Here is a 16969-nt window from a genome sequence, read left to right as displayed (position 1 = left end):
GAGCCTCAGAAATCGAAGACGACGCTGTAAGTTCTGTGACCTTCGGTGGTTACGGCTTAGCTTGCGCCGCCTACTACCTTAGTCGTAGGAAGGCTATCGGTCGAAATGATGCACAGGCCTCAACGCGCAGCCGGTGGCGAATTCCTCATAGGAGGCGGTAGTAGTCAGCACGTTGAAGGGCGGTATTGCTCTGCCAACAGCTTGAGTCATCGGTCAAAAGATGGCATTTTGCCTTGATGATGCTAGGGAAGCCAAAATGCCGATTCGCCAGTCAGATTTGCTCAATTCAAGCGCTAACCGTTCATTCGCAGGGCAATCGCGCCCACGCTCGGGCCAACTTACGGCTTTTTTAAGTCACAGCCACCAAGACGCATTGCTTGCCCTCGGGCTGCAGGAAATGCTGAAAAGAGCGGGCTGGGACGTTTACATCGACTGGCAGGACACGACGATGCCCGCCACACCCGATGGTGAGACGGCGTTCAACATCAAGGTCGCTATCGTTCGCGCAGACTGGTTTCTCTTTCTAGCGACGCAAAACTCGATGTCATCGCGATGGTGTCCGTGGGAAATCGGCTTTGCCGATGGCAAAAAAGCCCATAATCGTATTGCCATCATTCCGACCGCGGACAATCAGGGCAACTTCTACGGGAATGAGTACCTCCACCTTTACAGCAGCATTGACGTTGCCCAACACGCCTCTGGTCTCGCACTGTTTGATACGCGGGGCAACGGCACGTGGGTACACAACCTTTAATTCCATCGGTAGTGCAAGAGTATGAAAAAGGATCATTTGCGGCTCGTTGACACGCTCTCAAAGGAGATGGCTGAGGGAAATCTCGCGATTTTTGCGGGCGCCGGCTTCTCGCAGGGGGCCGGCTTCGTGAACTGGAAAACGCTGCTCAAGCCAATTGCCGATGAGTTGGATCTGGACATCGACAAAGAGACGGATCTGGTTGCGTTGGCGCAGTACCATTCAAACGCTAATGGGGCCAACCGCTCGAAGCTTGATCAGATGCTTGTGACTGAATTTTCAACGAAGGTAAAAGTCACGGATAACCATAAAATCCTGGCCAGGCTGCCGATCCAGACCTACTGGACAACTAACTACGACAAGCTGATTGAGACGGCCTTGGAGGAGAACGAAAAAGTTGCTGACGCCAAACACACGGTCAAGCAACTGGCCACGACCAAGCCAAAACGCGACGCTGTCGTATACAAGATGCACGGTGACGTCGAACACGCCTCAGAGGCAGTGCTGATTCGCGATGACTATGAGCGTTATCACGTGAAGATGCAGCCCTACATCACCGCGCTCAGTGGCGATCTAATTTCTAAGACTTTTCTGTTTCTGGGCTTTAGCTTTACCGATCCGAATCTTGACTACATCCTGAGTCGGGTACGCATCCAGTACGCGAAGCACCAGCGCCAGCACTACTGTATTTTGCGCAAGGTCAGCCAGGAGAAGGATGAGGATCAGGCCGATTTCGAGTACCGAGTACGCAAGGAAGAACTGTTCAAGCAGGAGCTTCTTCGATTCGGGATCAAAGCAGTCTACGTCGATGATTTCAAGGAGATCACTGCAATCCTGGAAGAAATTGAACATCGCCACAAACGCAAAACCATCTTCATCTCCGGGGCAGCTCATGACTACAGCCCTTGGTCGCAGGCCGAATCGGAACACTTCGTTCACGATCTCAGCAAAGAAATCAGCAAGGCTGGGTACCGCGTTATCTCAGGCTTCGGTTTGGGCATCGGCAGCGCTGTGATCTCTGGCGTCATTGAGCAGACCATCATGAACGGTCATCGACTGGACAGCGATCAGCTGATTCTCAGACCGTTCCCGCAGAGCCAATCGGGTGATCGCCCTTTGAAGGAGCTGTGGACGGAATACCGGCGCGACATGTTGGCCCATGCGGGCATTGCCATCTTCCTCTTCGGAAACAAGGTCAACCCGGGCGGTGAAGTCGTGCTGTCAAACGGCATGCGTGAAGAATTCGATCTTGCCGTCGCTGGCGGCGTCTTCGTTATACCCATAGGCATCACCGGCTCCATTTCGGCAGAGCTCTGGAAAGAGGTCATCGCTTCCTACGACGAAACGAAATACGAGCATGGTAAAAAAATCACCCCCCTGCTGCAGGAATTGGGCACCGAAGGTACCGACCTTGGTCGTGCACAAGAGGTGATCCTGCGCCTGCTGCCACTCATTTAAAGGACGAATATCATGGCAAGAAAGGTGTTTTTCAGCTTCCAGTACGAGGACGTTCACCGCGCAATGAACGTGCGTAACAGCAACGTCATCGTTTCAGATCAGAAGGTCGGCTTCATAGACAAGGCTGACTTTGAAGAAGTCGAGCGTCAGGGCGATGCGGCCATCAAGAAATGGATCAATGACCAGCTTCATGGCACTAGTGTGACTGTCGTTCTGGTGGGGGCAACAACGGACAAGAGCAAATGGGTGAAGTATGAGATCGAGCAAAGCATTGCCCGGGGCAATGGCATCCTGACAGTCGACATCAGCAAAATCGCCAACCTACAAGGCGATACGACCGACTGCTGCAGTTTGCGTGTCCCAGGCGCGCCTCATTATCTCTGGAACACCAATAACGGTCGTGACAACCTCGGAAAGTGGATCGAAGCAGCAGCGAAGGCCGCTGGCAAGCCGTAAGTCCCGCGGGGGCGCCATTGGGCGCCCCTTCCTCAGAACAAGGATTTAACTGATGTACGTAGGCTTCGAAATCGAACATTACCAACCTATCCATCAACCCCTTGATTTTCGTATCGACAGTTATATTCAAGATGCCCAGAAGCGGGTCGCTAACCTCGCCCAGTTCATTATCGGATCGTATAACCAGCACAGCATTCTGGATGCTGAAGCCTTATCGGCGGCGATCTTCCCGGAAACTAAGTGCGACATATTCCTTTCCCATTCTCATGCGGATCAGCGAAATGCTATCGATCTAGCGCTTGCGCTTGGCAAGCACGGCCTGAAAGTCTTCGTCGACTCCACTGTGTGGGGCTATTTTGGCGACCTAGTGGCCAAAATCATCGCGGGAACTCGGCCATTGGATAATGAAACGAAGGATGGGCACATCCATCGTGTTCATGCAGATGTCCATATGATGCTAGCTGGCGCCCTTCACCGCGCCATTGCCCGAGCTGAAACCTTCGTATTCGTGCGGTCTGAGAAGTCCTTACCCGTGAGCTTTGGCGACAGGGCTAGAACATTTTCACCCTGGATTTACTCTGAATTGCAGTTCAGCTTCCAGGTACAACACGCCACGCCTAAACGAATTCGAGACCGGCTCACAGGCGCTACCCTCGACAGCGTCAAGGGGTTCAATAACCTGAGCCTTGAGAACATGCAGCATCTAATGGCCTTCAGGGCTTTCAATGATCACCTGCCTCCCGTTCATGGCGCTCAGCTGCGAGAGTGGCTTGTTCAACAGCCGTCCACCACCCGTGGAGAAGCCGTGCTGGATGCCCTCTACAGTCGATTCGATCTCCCCAGCCGATATCAAAAGCAGCGCGCGTCACTCAAGATGTAGGACAGTAGCGACTGCCGCCTGCTGGCATCAGGAAACTGCCCATTGCAGCAATGTGCAAAATCCGCACATTGCACCTGTCGCCCAGGTTGCGGCCGCCGACGCAATTCTCAAGCCTGGCGTGGCCATACCACCTAAGAATCAGTCCGCACTGCTGCAAGACTGCAGGACGGGACATTGTTGAGTCTGTCCCTAATCAGACGCATCGTTGCGTGTATGGTGATGAATCAACGGTAACCACAAATTGCCGATTGGGTTTGGGTCGCATCCGCGTGATAAGGACTTGCGCATGTCGTTCTTTGCGCAAGATCGTCCAGTCCGCTCACAGGGGAGTCATTGGCGACTTGGACGACTTGGCACTTTTGCTGTGTATTTGATTCACAGGCCGCAGGCTGCGCTCCGCAGCCTATAGCCATTCTCTAGCTCGAGTCGTATGCCCGGCTGCTGGGGCAGGCATCCTCTGGGGTTACAGGAAAATCTTGGGGCCGCCCAGGTGCCCCGGAAACCTTGGATCTGACAGAAATCCCGAGTCCAACGGCAACCCGTGGGGGCGGCGGATCCCTCGGCCAGGGACGGGCTTAGCCGCGCTACTTGTGAGGTGTTCTTTGGTCACGACCGGATAGAGCCCCAGATACTCCTGCCCTTCAAAGGGTGAGTCCGGCTTATCCAGCACCGGCAGAACCGCTACCGCGCCGTCCTTGAATCCATCGAAATAGCCCAGCTCCCAAGGCATCCATTTGGACTTCGGTGCGTTCTCAGTGGCGAGGTAAAGCAGTGAATTGGATTGTCGCATGCGCTTGCGCAAGATCTCGGCAGTCTTCGCGGTAACACGATCACGCTCAAGGGCCTGATCGTCGATCCAGTCTACGTAGACCTTTTGACCTTCCGCTTCAAGGAGGATTTTGATTCCAAGGACGAGCTCGGCGTCAACCATGGAATGAGAAAGGAAGCTGTCAAACCGATCCGAGTCTTTGTAATTTTTCTGGACTTCGTTGAGGGCCTCACGCGGGCTGCGGTTACCTCGAGTGGCTTGTTGCGCTGCCTTACGTGCTTCTGCCTGAGTTAGAAACGTCATTCCGATCTCCAGTGGGCTGTCTGGGAACCCACAAAACATGGCCAATTGCCGCCGTATGATGGGCATTGTACATTCCCAGTGTGCTGAATGGCACCAGTTGGGGGGGCGACTGGTGCAACGACTCAAAGGCTTAGACTCGCTGCGCCTGGAAGGAGATAGGTTATCCAGGCTTCGACCAATTGAATCACACCGCTGGCCATTTTCTGTTCCTGGCTGGGTGGTACAAACATCCTGGCTTTTTCTAAGAGGACTATGCCCGCCCGCTCTTCAGCTCAGCGTAAATACGAAGGCGGTATTGAAACACGAATACACTTCTCTGAATTGCTCCAGACAACTCTGTCCAGAAGACTTGGGGTCACAGGGTAGAACTGTCATCCGGATCGAAACAAAACCGGTGGCACGTCCGCCAACGTGGATCGCCGCTAGGTATCATCATCGCCTGTTGGGGCGGGCGACCCCGTTTGATGACCAGAAGCTGTCCATGCTGCAAATCAACACCGATAAGCTGTATTCAACAGGGATGGGAAGAACCAACCAGCTTCGCTGTTACGCTGGTGCTTAGCTGGTAGTTAGCTAATTTTTAGCGATTTCATGAACATGTTTTGATGAACATATCTTCCTACTCATCGACCGCTCACCTAGAGCTGACGGGCCTCTTATCAACATATGTACATCTGACATCGCCCACTTGTTCAATCATGTATTACTCTAGGCTTATCGCTCAGCTACTTTATGGATCTCAGCAACCACCTGCTTCACTGCCTCTTCAATCGCACCTTCATTACGACACAACACCCAGCCCTGACCCACAACCGCCCGTTCGAACATCTCTGTGCATGCAACATGCTCTGCATACTTCTGAATCACAGTGCCGCCCAATCCTCGTGATCGTGCCGTTGCTCTCGCCCATGAAATACCCGGCGCGGTGATAACACCGACATGCAGATCCGGCACTCGCACGCTTCGCTCCAGGTTCAACCGCAGAATCTCTGCAAACGGAATCGTGTGTCGAAACGCAGCCTCAGACGGATACCAGCGATCAATCAAGATGATGCTGCCCAACGGCTGCCGAGTCAGGACATTCCGGGATATCCAACTGCGACTCTCGGCAAAGCGCTCGCACACAGCCCATTCCAGATCCCGCGAGGGATTTCTGGCAAGTTCGTTCACCAAGGCCATGGTTTCCCCTCTGTAGGGATCGCTTTTTCGCTCGCAAAGCCGGATGACTTTCTTGTTGTCCGCCCTCAGTGCTGCCGTTACGGCCTCCAACAACGTGGTTTTGCCGGTGCCTTTGGGGCCGTCCAGAGAAACAAAAAGCGGAGCATTCATTTTTCACACAGCGGTCAGGACGATGATCACCACTCTAACTGCATTTGCAGCAGGCCACGCATCCAAGCACTTTCACAAGTAATTTTCCTACCCCCTAGGTATGCTCCGCGTCTATTGCCGATTACTGATACCGGGATGCCCGCCCAAGTCTCTGCTGCACAGTCGCAGTCTATGGAGCCGTATCCTCTCAAGGACGTTTGAAAGATGAGTACCCCTGCGCTGGATATCAGCAGCCTGACACCCTTGCCTTACCACCAGCGTGTGGTCGATTACCTGAAGACCCACGAACCCGTCGTGTGGGAGTGGGCTTCGTCTCTGGGGGTTCAGCAGGAGCACGCCCAGGATGTGCGCGCGCAGTTGCTGCGGGACACCTATCGCCTGAGCCCCGAGACCCACCCGCAGGCCTATCAGGCCTGTGAGACGGCGCTGCAATGCTTGCAGATCCAGGCGCCTGCGACCCTTTACCAGGCTGGCGACGGCGCGATGAATGCCAGCCTGTATTACCTGGCCGGTGAAGTGCATGTGGTGTTCTACGGACCGATTCTTGAACGGCTCGACGCTCAGGAGTTACTGGCGCTGTTGGGACATGAGCTGGCCCACTACCGCTTATGGTCTGAGCACGGTGGCGACTATCTCATCGCCGAGCGGATTCTCAAGCACGCCATGGCTGATATGAATACGCCTCCGAGCCTGGAACAGACCGCGCGTTTATATAGCCTGCACACCGAAATCTATGCCGACCGAGGCGCAGCCCTGGTGGCCGGCGGGCCGGAAGCGTCGATTACTTCGCTGGTCAAGATTCACACCGGGATCGTCAGCGTCGATGCCGCCAGTTACCTGAAGCAGGCCCAGGAGCTGGATGGCAAGGATGCACCGTTGTCCCAAGGCGTTTCTCACCCGGAGACGTTTCTGCGCTCCCAGGCGGTGGACAGCTGGTGGCGGCAGGTGCCGGAGACCGACAACTGGCTGCACGGCCGGTTGCGCGGGCCGTTGTCGCTCTATCGCTTGGATGTGACCGGCCAAGTCGAGCTGACCGCCCTCACCCGCAGCTTTATCGCCAGTTTCATCGACACCTCCGTGCTGCAATCGGAGGTGGTGCTCAATCAGGTACGTGGGTTCTTTCCCGACTGGAAAGACAACGAAACCACGCTGGACCTGGGCACGCTGAATGCCGAGCGCGTCGACGCAAGCATCCACGAATACCTGCACTTCATCATGCTCGACCTGAGCCTGGTGGACCGCGACCTACGGGATGAGGCCTTGTTGCACGCGGCGCGCACAGCCAAGAAGCTCGGCAGTACCGACGACTTCATCAACGTGCTCAAGCGCGATATCAAATTACCCAAACGTGAGCTCGACCCGATCGTTCGCGCGCTCAAAGCGGAGGTCGACACATGGAACCGATAACCCAACCCATCAATTTCACGCAATTGCTGCAGACCCACGATGGCGTCGCCGTCCCCATCGACGATGTGCTGTTCCTGGCGCTGCCGTTACTGCGCCAGGTTGCGCAATTGCATGAACTGGGACGTGTCGCCCAACTCAGTTATCTCGATGTGCTGCAAGGGCCGGAACGCACGCTGCAATTGCGCAATCCGGAGGGCGTCCCGCCACTGCTGGCGCTGGAAGCGATCAAGCAGGTGCAGCCTAATCCAGAGTCGGCACTGAATATCGTCGGCAAGGTCCGCCTGACCCGGGATTCGGAAAGTGGCGTGGCCGTGACCGACTTGCAAGTCCAGGAAGATCCGCATCAGGCCATTGACCACCCGGTGTTCCTCACCGACCTGCACAGTTGGGAGCATCGCCTCGGGCACCACGACGAGATCACCGATATTTTCCAGCTCGGCCAGTTGCTGGCCTGCCTGGCGTGCGGGTTGGATTTCGCCGATATCAACGACCTCAAGGCTTTTGCCCGGCACCGCCGTAACCTGTTCCAGCTCAACGGCCGGCTCAACCCGGTACTGGCCAATCTGATCGTTGAAATGACCGAGCTGAACCGCCATGAGCGCGCCACCGATGTCGGCTCACTGGTGCGACGCCTGGAATCCTGGCGCGAACAGCCGGCCAGCCTGGATGTCGAGCGTATATTGGCCCAGGCCGAAGGCCCGGCTTCACGGCGCACCGTAGTACTGGAGCATCTGCGTAATCGCTTGTTTGATCTTTCGCGGCGCAATCGCCTGCTGTACTTCCGGCCGACGCAAGCCAACGTCAACTTGACCGTGGCCAGCGTGCCCTTGGTGATGCGTGTCGAAAGTATCCGCCCCGAAGCCTTGTGCACCTGGCAGCCTACCTTCGGTGGCTTCTCCGAGCAGGTGTTGAGCGGCAAACCGGTTGGCCTGCAGCAATGGTTGCGGTTTGAAGACCAGACCTGGTTGCAGGCGTCGCTGGAACGCATCATCCAGGAAACCCGCCGCGACCGCGCCGAGTTCGGTTTCAGCAACCTGCGCCTGGTCGTGGCCTTCATGCGCTGGCACAACCTCAAGGACACGCCGGAAGAACGCATCGTCACTCCCCTGCTCTGGCTGCCGGTGGAACTGAGTCGCAAAAAGGGCGTGCGCGACCAGTTCATGTTGCAGTGCGATGAGACCGAGGCTGAGTTCAACCCGGTACTGCGGCATCAATTGCGCCAGCTCTACGACATCCAGTTGCCGGAAACCGTCGACCTGCAAAAGACGTCCCTGGAGGAAATCCACGCCGACATTGCGCGCCAGATCAAACTGACCGAGCCTGGCGTCGAGTTGCGCCTGCAAAGCAAACCGCAAATCGAACTGATCCACCAGAAGGCCGTGCAGCATCTGCACCACTTCCAACGCCGTCGCGCCCGCCAGCGCTCGACGATGCCCTTGGCCAGGCCGGATTTCAGCTACGACCGCGAAGACTACCGCCCGCTGGGCCTGCAATTGTTCCAGCAAAAGGTGCTGCCCAGCGAGTTACCGTTGCGCCTGGCCGTCGGCGCCAAACCCTTGCTGCGCAACCAGCATCCGCAGATGGTCGCCAGCAGCACCGAAAACAGCACCTTCGCCATGCCCGAGAATCAGGGGCACCGCTACGCCTGGGACATCGACCTGACCCAGGTGACCCTGGCCAACTTCAACTATCGAAAGATGTCGCTGGTGCGTGACTACGCACAGCTGATCGATGAGCCCGCGCAAAACGAAGCGTTTGACCGGATGTTCTCGATTGAGCCGCGAGACGTCGAAGTCCAGACTCCAGACCCGATCCCGCTGCCCGACCAGTGGAACGTGGTGGCCGGTGACGCGACGCAGAACGCTGCGGTCAGCCTGGCCCGGACCGGGCGTCACTTCATCATTCAGGGGCCACCGGGCACCGGCAAATCCCAGACCATCACCAACCTGATCGCGGACTATGCCGCACGCGGCCTGCGCGTATTGTTTGTGTGCGAAAAGCGCGCAGCGCTGGACGTGGTGTTCCATCGCCTGCAACAGAGTGAACTGGGCGAATTGTGCTGCCTGATTCACGACTCCCAGACGGACAAAAAAGCGTTCGTGGGCAACCTGCGCGAGTGTTATGAGCGCTGGATCGCCGGCGACGCCCAATCGGTGCAGTTGCAAGCGCGTCGCGACGCCACACTGGCCTCCTTGAGCCAACAACTGGGCCTGATAGAGCGCTTTGAACAGGCGATGGCCGGGGTGCCTGAGTCCTTGGCCTGCTCGGCGCGTGAGTTGGTCCGTCATTTGATCGAGCTGCCACCCGTTGCTGCACAGCTGCCGCCCGAAGCGCTGGAGCGCTTGCCCGAATGGCGGCACTGGCAGGCACAACACGAGCTGACCGGCCGGTTGTATCAGACCATCAAGGAACGCTTCGGCCTCGACAGTTTTGCGCGTCACCCCTTTAGCCACCTGGCCTCAAGCCTGGTCACCCACGAGCATGCCTACGGCCAGCTCAAGGCGTTTCTGGAGCAAGCCAGTGGGCTGATGGACAGCGTCGAGTCGTTCCTGGAGTCATCCTCCAGCCTGCTGTCCGGTGACACGCGCCTGACGGATGCGTGCGTGCTGACTCAAGCTGCCGAGCAACTGACCGGCGCCAACCTGGCGGCGCACCTCGACCTGCTGGAACCTGGCTCAACGAGTTCCCAAACGCTGCACGCCGAACAGGCCGCCTTGCAGGCACTGGCCGTGCAGCAACACAACGCCCGTGAAACCACCCGCCACTGGCGCGTGAAACTTGAGCCCCAGGATACCCAGGCGGCCCTGGAGCAGGTACAGCGCCAGGAAGGCTCACTGCTGCGCTGGTTGCAACCCGGTTGGTGGCGCCTGCGTGGCGAACTTCAACGCCGCTACGACTTCAGTCAGCACGCGATTCGCCCCAGCCTGCGCGGCGTGCTCGACAACCTGGCCGGTGAACACCGCGCCACCGCCGAGCTGCACGCCGAGCAGCAACGCCTGCAAGGTCGCTACGGCATCCAGGATATCGACCTGTTCGTGCACAATCTGCACGCCCTGCTGCAGCAACTGAGCGCATCACCGTTGTTGCGCAAGTGGGTCGAAGGCCTGCGGGGCAACCCGAGCAGCTTGCCCGGTGTGCGCCAGGAAGCCAGCCTGCGCCAACCCATCGCGCGCCTGGCCGAGCTGGTTGCCCAGCATTGCGTATTCGACTCGGAGCCAAGCCTGGCCGAGCTGGCCGAGTACCTGCGCGACCTGCGTGAAGAGCTCGACGAACTGCCCGACACCCTGCCCCTGCTCAACGAGCTACACCAGGCCGATCCCGTCTGCCTGGCGGTCGTGCAACAGTATGCTTTGCCACAACCCGTGCTGGACGGGTTGATTGCCCAGGAAAACCTGACCCGCCTGTACCGTGCCAATCCGCAGATGGCCCGCTTCGATGGCCCGGCCTTGAGCCTGGCTGCGCGCCAGGTCAGCCAGGCCGAAAGCAGCCTGCTCAAGAACAACGCTCATGTGCTCAGCGCTACCCTGCACCAGCGTTTTCTGGAGCATGTGAAGCAATCGGCGATGTCGGTGACACAGCTGGACGCACCGGCCCGTGAGTTCAAGAAAGCCTATGCCAAAGGGCGCCGCGAACTGGAACATGAGCTGGGCAAGACTATGCGTTATCGTTCCATCCGCGAAATGGCCAGTGGTGACAGTGGTCGAGTGATCAACGATCTCAAGCCCATCTGGCTGATGAGCCCGCTGTCGGTGTCCGATACCCTGCCGTTGACCCCGGACCTGTTTGACGTGGTGATTTTCGACGAGGCCAGCCAGATCCCCAGCGAAGAAGCCGTGCCCGCCCTGAGCCGTGCGCAGCAGGTGATTGTGGTAGGCGACGAGATGCAGTTGCCACCCACCAACTTCTTCTCCAGTGCCGGTGACCAGGACGATAATGACCTGATTGCCATGGAGGACGGGGAACAGATCTCAATCAACCTCGATGCGGACAGCCTGCTGAGCCAGGCCGCACGCAACTTGCCAGCCACCCTGCTGGCCTGGCACTACCGCAGTCGCCACGAAGCGCTGATCAGTTTCTCCAACGCAGCGTTCTACGAAGGGCGCCTGATCACCATTCCCGACCGGCGTATCGAGCGCCCTGCCCCGGCCCACGCCGCTGTGGACTCCAGCGACGCCCAGGCCGTGATCCAGGGCGCCGACACGCTGCTCGACAGCCCGATCAGCTTCTTGAAGATGAGCGATGGCGTCTACCTCAGCCGTAGCAACCTGGCCGAAGCCCGCTACATCGCCAATCTGGTGCGTGAACTGCTGCAACGCGAGACTGGCCTGAGCCTGGGCATCGTGGCCTTTTCCGAGGCCCAGCAAGGCGCCATCGAGCAGGCCCTGGAAGACCTGGCCAGCAATGATTCGGCCTTTGCCACACGCCTTGAGCGCGAGTACGTGCGTGAAGATGCCGGGCAGTTCAATGGCCTGTTCGTCAAGAACCTGGAGAACGTACAAGGTGATGAACGCGATGTGATCATCCTGAGCATATGTTACGCGCCGGGACCGAACGGCAAGATGCTGATGAACTTCGGCCCGATCAACCAGCGCGGCGGGGAAAAACGCCTTAACGTGATCTTCAGTCGTGCGCGCAAGCGCATGGCGATTGTCTCCAGCATTGAGTCCGAGGCCATCACCAATACCCACAACGATGGCGCTGCCGCATTGCGCGCGTTCCTGCAATTCGCCCAGGCCAGTGCCAGCGGCGATGCGCCACGCTCCCAGGGCATCCTGGCCAACCTCAACCCAGGCGCCAAGCAGTCCTTTGCCGTCAGCCTGCCCAGGGACACGCTGCGCAGCGCCCTCGCCGTCGCGTTGCGCCAACGCGGGCATTCGGTGCAGGAGTATGTCGGGCGTTCACAGTTCCGCTGTGACCTGGCGATCAGCGACGCCAGCGGTGAATACTTCAGTCTGGGGGTGCTGCTTGACAGCGACACGGCAGCCGCGACTGACGTGCGTGAGCGTTATATCTTCCGCCCGACGGTATTGCGCAGCTTCGGCTGGAAGATCATCGACGTGCTCAGCCATGACTGGCTGCGCGACCCGGAGGACGTACTCAAGCGCATCGAAGCGCTGCTTCGGGGTGAAGAAGCGCCTGCACTGCCAGCGCCGGAACTGACCGTGAAAACCGGCGAGATTGAAACCGAGCCACCGGCAACCCCTGAAGCGGCGCTGTCGATGCGCGAGTTCATCTATGGCGAAGGTAACTCCAATAAGTTCTGGCGTATTGGTGTCACCGACGCCGAGGTGGTGGTGAGTTTCGGCCGCATCGGCACCAAGGGCCAGACCCTGATCAAATCCCTGGAGAGTCCCGAACGCGCGTTGCGTGAAGCAGAGAAACTGATCGCGGAGAAACTGCGTAAAGGCTATCAAGAACAGGCATGAATGAAAGGACGGCGCCCACCCCGGGCGCCTGTCCACCCCCAAACCGTAAACCCACGCTCCATGCACCAGCCCCTGCCCTAATGCTGAAACGTCATCATCTCCCCCTCGCCCGCATGTTAATCTCGCCCCACCACGAATAGACATTGATCGTCACAAGACGATGACCAGAACCAGGAAAGCCCATGCCAAAGATTTCTCACTCAGCCCTGCGCCGCAACTTCCGTGAATTGCTCGCCAACCCAACCTGCGTTGAAACCGCTTCCGTCTTTGACCCGATGTCGGCGCGTATCGCCGCCGACCTGGGTTTTGAAGTCGGCATCCTCGGTGGCTCCGTTGCTTCGTTGCAGGTATTGGCCGCACCCGATTTTGCGTTGATCACCCTGAGTGAGTTCGTTGAGCAAGCCACCCGCATCGGCCGCGTTGCCCAGTTGCCGTTCATTGCCGACGCCGACCACGGCTACGGTAACGCCCTGAATGTGATGCGTACCGTCGAAGAACTCGAGCGGGCCGGTGTGGCGGCGTTGACCATTGAAGATACGTTGCTGCCGGCACAGTTCGGGCGCAAGTCCACCGATCTGATCTCCATTGAAGAAGGCATCGGCAAGGTCCGCGCGGCGCTGGAAGCACGTGTCGATCCCGAATTGTCGATCATTGCCCGGACCAACGCCGGTGTGTTGCCGACCGAAGCCGTTATCGAGCGCACCCAGGCCTACCAGAAAGCCGGGGCCGACGGGATTTGCATGGTGGGTGTGGCCGATTTCGAACACCTGGAGAAGATCGCGGAAAACCTGACGGTGCCGCTGATGCTGGTGACCTACGGCAACCCTAAGCTGAATGACGCCCAGCGTCTGGCCAGCCTCGGCGTGCGGGTTGTGGTGGCCGGCCACGGGGCTTACTTTGCCGCGATCAAGGCGACGTATGACAGCCTGCGTGCCCAGCGCCAGTTGACCCACAGCACCGATAACCTCAGTGCCACCGAGCTGACGCATACCTACACGTTGCCGGAAAGCTACGTGGCCTGGGCGGAAGAGTTCATGGACGTCAAAGAGTAAAGACAACCTCGGAGCGAGGGGGTCTCCCCCCTCCTCCCGTTCTCACGATGTCCACTGCTCCCCGCCTGGCCAATCCTTGGTGGGAATATCCGCAATGGTCCCGTCCTTGACCCCATCGATGCCATAACGCTCGATTGAATCCCCCAATATCTCGCCGAACTTGTCCGACTTGGCCTGTGCCTGTCCTTCCTTGACCAGCCCGGGCACGATGGCCGCCAGTACCGCCACGCCAGCCGCCAGGAAGCCCAGCACGCCCGCCGTGGCCGCCAGGCCCGGGAGAAAGCGCGGCAGGTTCGCCCCGAGCAAGCCAAGGCCGCCCTCCGCGGCCGAGGCGCTGCCGGCCAGTACACCCAGCGAGCCTGCGGTAATACCGAAGCCACCGCTCAGCTTGTCACCACGACGCAGCGCGTTGACGCCATCAAAAATGCCATAAGCCCCGGCGACGATACCGGCCAGGCCGCCGATACCTTTGGCGGCCTCCTCGAAGTTCTTCGCCACGACCTTGGCGTGCTTGCCGTCCTTGACGTTGTCCTTGACCTCATCGAGCAGGTCGAGCATGACCTTGCCGTCCTTCATATCCTTGAGGGTCTGCTCACCGTTCTTGATCGACTTGGCGAGGTGCTCCTGGTAGCCCTTGGTGCCGCCCTCGATCAGCACGGTGGTGGTCTGTACGGAACCGGTGGTGATGTCGACGATGTTGCGCGTGGTCAGCTTTCCACCGCTCTGCGCCCCGCGTGCAATGGTCACACCCGCCAGGAACAGCCCGCTCACCCCGTGCAGCACACCGCTGCCGTAGGCGCCCTTGGCGCCGCCGTTGGGGTCGAAGTCCGACAGCTTGCCCATTTTGTCCAGGGCCTTGGTGCCCTGGCGGAGCATGTCCCAGTTACCACGAAAGCCCGCCAGGACCTGGTCGGTGGTGGCCACGGTCCCGTCCTGGTTCAGCAGCAGTTCGGGGCTTTCCTGGCGCATCTGGTCGACCAGCTTGCGGACCTTGTCTTCGTCCAGCTCCGCGCCGCCGTCCTTGCCGAACGCGGCCTTGATGTCGTCGAAGCCAGCGCCCTTGAACAGGTTCTGCTGGGTGATGCTGGAGAAATTGTCATTGAGCTGTTGGTCATACTGGGCCGTGAAGGTCGGATCAAGCGCGGCGTTATAGAGCGCCACTTCCAGGCTGAACTCCGAAGCGGCCTGCTCCGGCGTGTTGTCCTTGAGCAACTCGCGCAGGCGGTCGCCACTGGCCAACTGGTCCTTGTAGAAGGTCTTGAATGCTTCGTTATGCGAGGATTTGGCGACCGCGCCCTGGATCGCCTTGGCATCGTCAATGCCAAGCATCGACTGCAGGCTGGTGGCGGTGGCGTAGAAACCGGCCAGCGCTGTGTGCTGGTCGGTCTTGCCGTCCTTGGTGTTGGCGTCCCACGCGGCGTCCAGTGCCTTGCCCGACTTCACCTGATCCTCGTAGGTCTTGGTGACCACATCCTTCAGGCCGGGATTGTCTTCGAACAACGTCTTTACCGCCTGGTCGCCTGCGTTCCTGATGTACTCGGCGGTGGGTTTGTCGCCCTGCAAGATGGCCATGTGGTCGTTGATGTCCTGCAGCAGCTTTTGCGGCTCCCAGATCGCGCCGGAGCGGTTGGCGATGGAGACCTTGCCATAATCGCTGTTCCAGACCCCGGCGTTGGCGCCGTCGACCACCAGTTTCTGCGCTTCCTGCAGTTCCAGCAGCACCGCAGCCTTTTGTTCGGCCGTGTAGTTTTCCGGATGTTCGAAGATGTCCTTGTCGAGCTTGCGGGTGTCGACCTGGCCCGTGACAGTGCCCGTGGCCACGTCGGTGATCAGGCTGGCCAGGCTCTGGGCATCGGTGGGGGCGGCGGTCTTCAGCCAGGCTTGCACGTCGCTGCGGTTGACCTTGCCGTCGGGCTTGTCGCCGATGCTGTTGCCGGCCGTATCGAGCTTGCGGAAGGCGCCGGGCCGGGCAAAGAAGTTGAGGGCCTCTTTCTCTTCCTTGCTCAACTGCGGATTTTGCTTGAGGTAGTCCTGGATGTTCTGTTCGGTGACGGCACTCTCGCCGCCGGTCTTGCCACGGATCGAATCGAACCTGGCATCCAGGATTGCGCCGTATTGAGCGATCTGCCTGGAGCCCGCGTCGGCATCCGGATGGGTGTCGAGAAAATCCTTATAGCTACCGATCTGGTCATTGGCCGAGGGCTTGGCCAATCCCTCGAAACCGTACTTGCCGAAGTCCTGCAGGCGCCCCGCTTCGGTGCCATGGCGCGCTTCGCCGCTCTTGGTAAAGCCGTCGATACTACCGTTGGCCACATCCTTGCCCGTCAGCGCGCGGCCTTGCTCGTCAAAACCCACCACCCGGTCGAGCACCTGGCTGGCACGGAAGGCCGCGTTGGGGTCCTTGTCGAAATCGCCGACCTGCTCCTTCAATGCATCTTTCACCCCACTCTGGTTGCCAAGGTTTTTCAGCAATGGGTTGTCATTGATGATGTCCTGGGCCGAGCGCGTGTCACCCTCTGGCAGTTCCCAGACGATGCCGACCTTTTCTGCGGCCTCACGGCGCTGGCCGTCCTGGCCCACAGCGTCCACCTGTTGCCGTTCACCCTTGAGGTTCTCCCAACCATATTTGCCGAAGTCTTGCAGGCGTCCGGCCTCGGTGCCGTGCCTGGCGTCACCGCCTTTGGTGAAACCATCGACGCGGCCGTTGTCGATGGCATTGCCGGCCAGGCGTGAGCCGTTTTCGTCGAAGCGCTCGACATGCTCCAGCACCTGATTGGCGCGGTAGGCCGCGTCCGCATCGTGCTCGAAATCGCCGACCCGTTCGCGCAACTTGTCCTTCACCCCGCTCTGGTTGCCAAGGTTTTTCAGCAGTGGGCTGCCATCGATGATGTCCTGGGCCGAGCGAGAGTCATCCTTGGGCCGCTGCCACTCGATGCCGGCATCCCTGGCCTTGGCCCGATCAACCGCGTTGCCCCATTCGGCGCTGGTGTCTTTGCCCGTGACGCTCCTGATCGTGGGGGCCTTACTGACCGGTGCTGACATGCGTGTGCTCCTTGAGGACGGGAGGCCGAGGCACGATCGTCAAGGGCGATCATGTCGGGCCAGTCAGGAGAGCAAAGACCTTGAGGGTTACTGAAA

Annotated in this window: 10 protein-coding genes; 7 read left to right on the top strand and 3 right to left on the bottom strand. The window is 59.1% G+C overall.

All coding sequences use genetic code 11. The features are described 5' to 3' along the window. Positions 1-256 precede the first annotated feature (256 nt). From BM026_RS23800 to BM026_RS23785, 4 genes are read left to right on the top strand one after another with little or no spacing between them, the layout of a single operon-like run. Positions 257-754: a toll/interleukin-1 receptor domain-containing protein gene (locus tag BM026_RS23800; RefSeq protein ID WP_093530326.1), complete on the top strand. Its 498-nt coding sequence runs from the start codon at positions 257-259 to the stop codon at positions 752-754. A 21-nt stretch (positions 755-775) separates the two neighbouring features. Then, complete coding sequence (locus BM026_RS23795) at positions 776-2209, top strand: SIR2 family protein (RefSeq protein WP_093530314.1); 1434 nt, start codon at positions 776-778, stop codon at positions 2207-2209. Positions 2210-2221: 12 nt separating this feature from the next. Then, positions 2222-2665 (top strand): TIR domain-containing protein, encoded by a 444-nt coding sequence (locus tag BM026_RS23790; protein WP_093530312.1) that lies wholly within the window; start codon positions 2222-2224, stop codon positions 2663-2665. 52 nt (positions 2666-2717) lie between these two features. Further along, positions 2718-3545 (top strand): toll/interleukin-1 receptor domain-containing protein, encoded by an 828-nt coding sequence (locus tag BM026_RS23785; RefSeq protein ID WP_093530310.1) that lies wholly within the window; start codon positions 2718-2720, stop codon positions 3543-3545. A gap of 463 nt (positions 3546-4008) precedes the next feature. Here the strand turns inward: BM026_RS23785 and BM026_RS23780 are convergent, their stop codons facing one another. Both BM026_RS23780 and BM026_RS23775 read right to left on the bottom strand, forming a co-directional pair. After that, the gene (locus tag BM026_RS23780) at positions 4009-4617 is read right to left on the bottom strand and encodes a TIR domain-containing protein (RefSeq protein WP_093530308.1); all 609 of its coding nucleotides are present in this window, start codon (positions 4615-4617) and stop codon (positions 4009-4011) included. A 714-nt stretch (positions 4618-5331) separates the two neighbouring features. Then, on the bottom strand, positions 5332-5946 hold the full coding sequence (locus BM026_RS23775) for a dTMP kinase (protein WP_093530306.1): 615 nt from the start codon (positions 5944-5946) through the stop codon (positions 5332-5334). Positions 5947-6150: 204 nt separating this feature from the next. Between BM026_RS23775 and BM026_RS23770 the strand changes: the two genes are divergently transcribed. The 3 genes from BM026_RS23770 to BM026_RS23760 all read left to right on the top strand — a co-directional run bounded on the left by BM026_RS23770 (position 6151) and on the right by BM026_RS23760 (position 13831). Next, positions 6151-7353 carry a M48 family metalloprotease gene (locus tag BM026_RS23770; protein WP_093530304.1) on the top strand — a complete coding sequence of 401 codons (1203 nt, stop codon included), beginning with the start codon at positions 6151-6153 and terminating at the stop codon, positions 7351-7353. Then, the gene (locus BM026_RS23765) at positions 7341-12779 is read left to right on the top strand and encodes a WGR domain-containing protein (RefSeq protein ID WP_093530302.1); all 5439 of its coding nucleotides are present in this window, start codon (positions 7341-7343) and stop codon (positions 12777-12779) included. Before BM026_RS23770 ends, BM026_RS23765 begins: the two co-directional genes overlap by 13 nt. Positions 12780-12961: 182 nt before the next feature. Beyond that, positions 12962-13831, top strand: coding sequence for an isocitrate lyase/PEP mutase family protein (locus BM026_RS23760; protein ID WP_071488322.1), 870 nt, complete (start codon positions 12962-12964; stop codon positions 13829-13831). A 42-nt stretch (positions 13832-13873) separates the two neighbouring features. Here BM026_RS23760 and BM026_RS23755 read toward each other — a convergent pair whose 3' ends face one another. Beyond that, on the bottom strand, positions 13874-16873 hold the full coding sequence (locus BM026_RS23755) for a type III effector HrpK domain-containing protein (protein WP_093530300.1): 3000 nt from the start codon (positions 16871-16873) through the stop codon (positions 13874-13876). Positions 16874-16969 lie beyond the last annotated feature (96 nt).

The sequence above is a fragment of the Pseudomonas sp. NFPP24 genome (assembly GCF_900112095.1).
Classification (GTDB): Bacteria; Pseudomonadota; Gammaproteobacteria; order Pseudomonadales; family Pseudomonadaceae; genus Aquipseudomonas; species Aquipseudomonas extremorientalis.
Note: the sequence above shows the minus strand (reverse complement) of the source record. Positions and strands in the feature narration are given on the sequence as shown.

Excerpts from the sequence above, each read along its gene's own strand:
- BM026_RS23800 (WP_093530326.1), top strand. The coding sequence starts at position 257 with ATGCCGATTCGCCAGTCAGATTTGCTCAATTCAAGCGCTAACCGTTCA.
- BM026_RS23795 (WP_093530314.1), top strand. The coding sequence starts at position 776 with ATGAAAAAGGATCATTTGCGGCTCGTTGACACGCTCTCAAAGGAGATG.
- BM026_RS23790 (WP_093530312.1), top strand. The coding sequence starts at position 2,222 with ATGGCAAGAAAGGTGTTTTTCAGCTTCCAGTACGAGGACGTTCACCGC.
- BM026_RS23785 (WP_093530310.1), top strand. The coding sequence starts at position 2,718 with ATGTACGTAGGCTTCGAAATCGAACATTACCAACCTATCCATCAACCC.
- BM026_RS23780 (WP_093530308.1), bottom strand. The coding sequence starts at position 4,617 with ATGACGTTTCTAACTCAGGCAGAAGCACGTAAGGCAGCGCAACAAGCC.
- BM026_RS23775 (WP_093530306.1), bottom strand. The coding sequence starts at position 5,946 with ATGAATGCTCCGCTTTTTGTTTCTCTGGACGGCCCCAAAGGCACCGGC.
- BM026_RS23770 (WP_093530304.1), top strand. The coding sequence starts at position 6,151 with ATGAGTACCCCTGCGCTGGATATCAGCAGCCTGACACCCTTGCCTTAC.
- BM026_RS23765 (WP_093530302.1), top strand. The coding sequence starts at position 7,341 with ATGGAACCGATAACCCAACCCATCAATTTCACGCAATTGCTGCAGACC.
- BM026_RS23760 (WP_071488322.1), top strand. The coding sequence starts at position 12,962 with ATGCCAAAGATTTCTCACTCAGCCCTGCGCCGCAACTTCCGTGAATTG.
- BM026_RS23755 (WP_093530300.1), bottom strand. The coding sequence starts at position 16,873 with ATGTCAGCACCGGTCAGTAAGGCCCCCACGATCAGGAGCGTCACGGGC.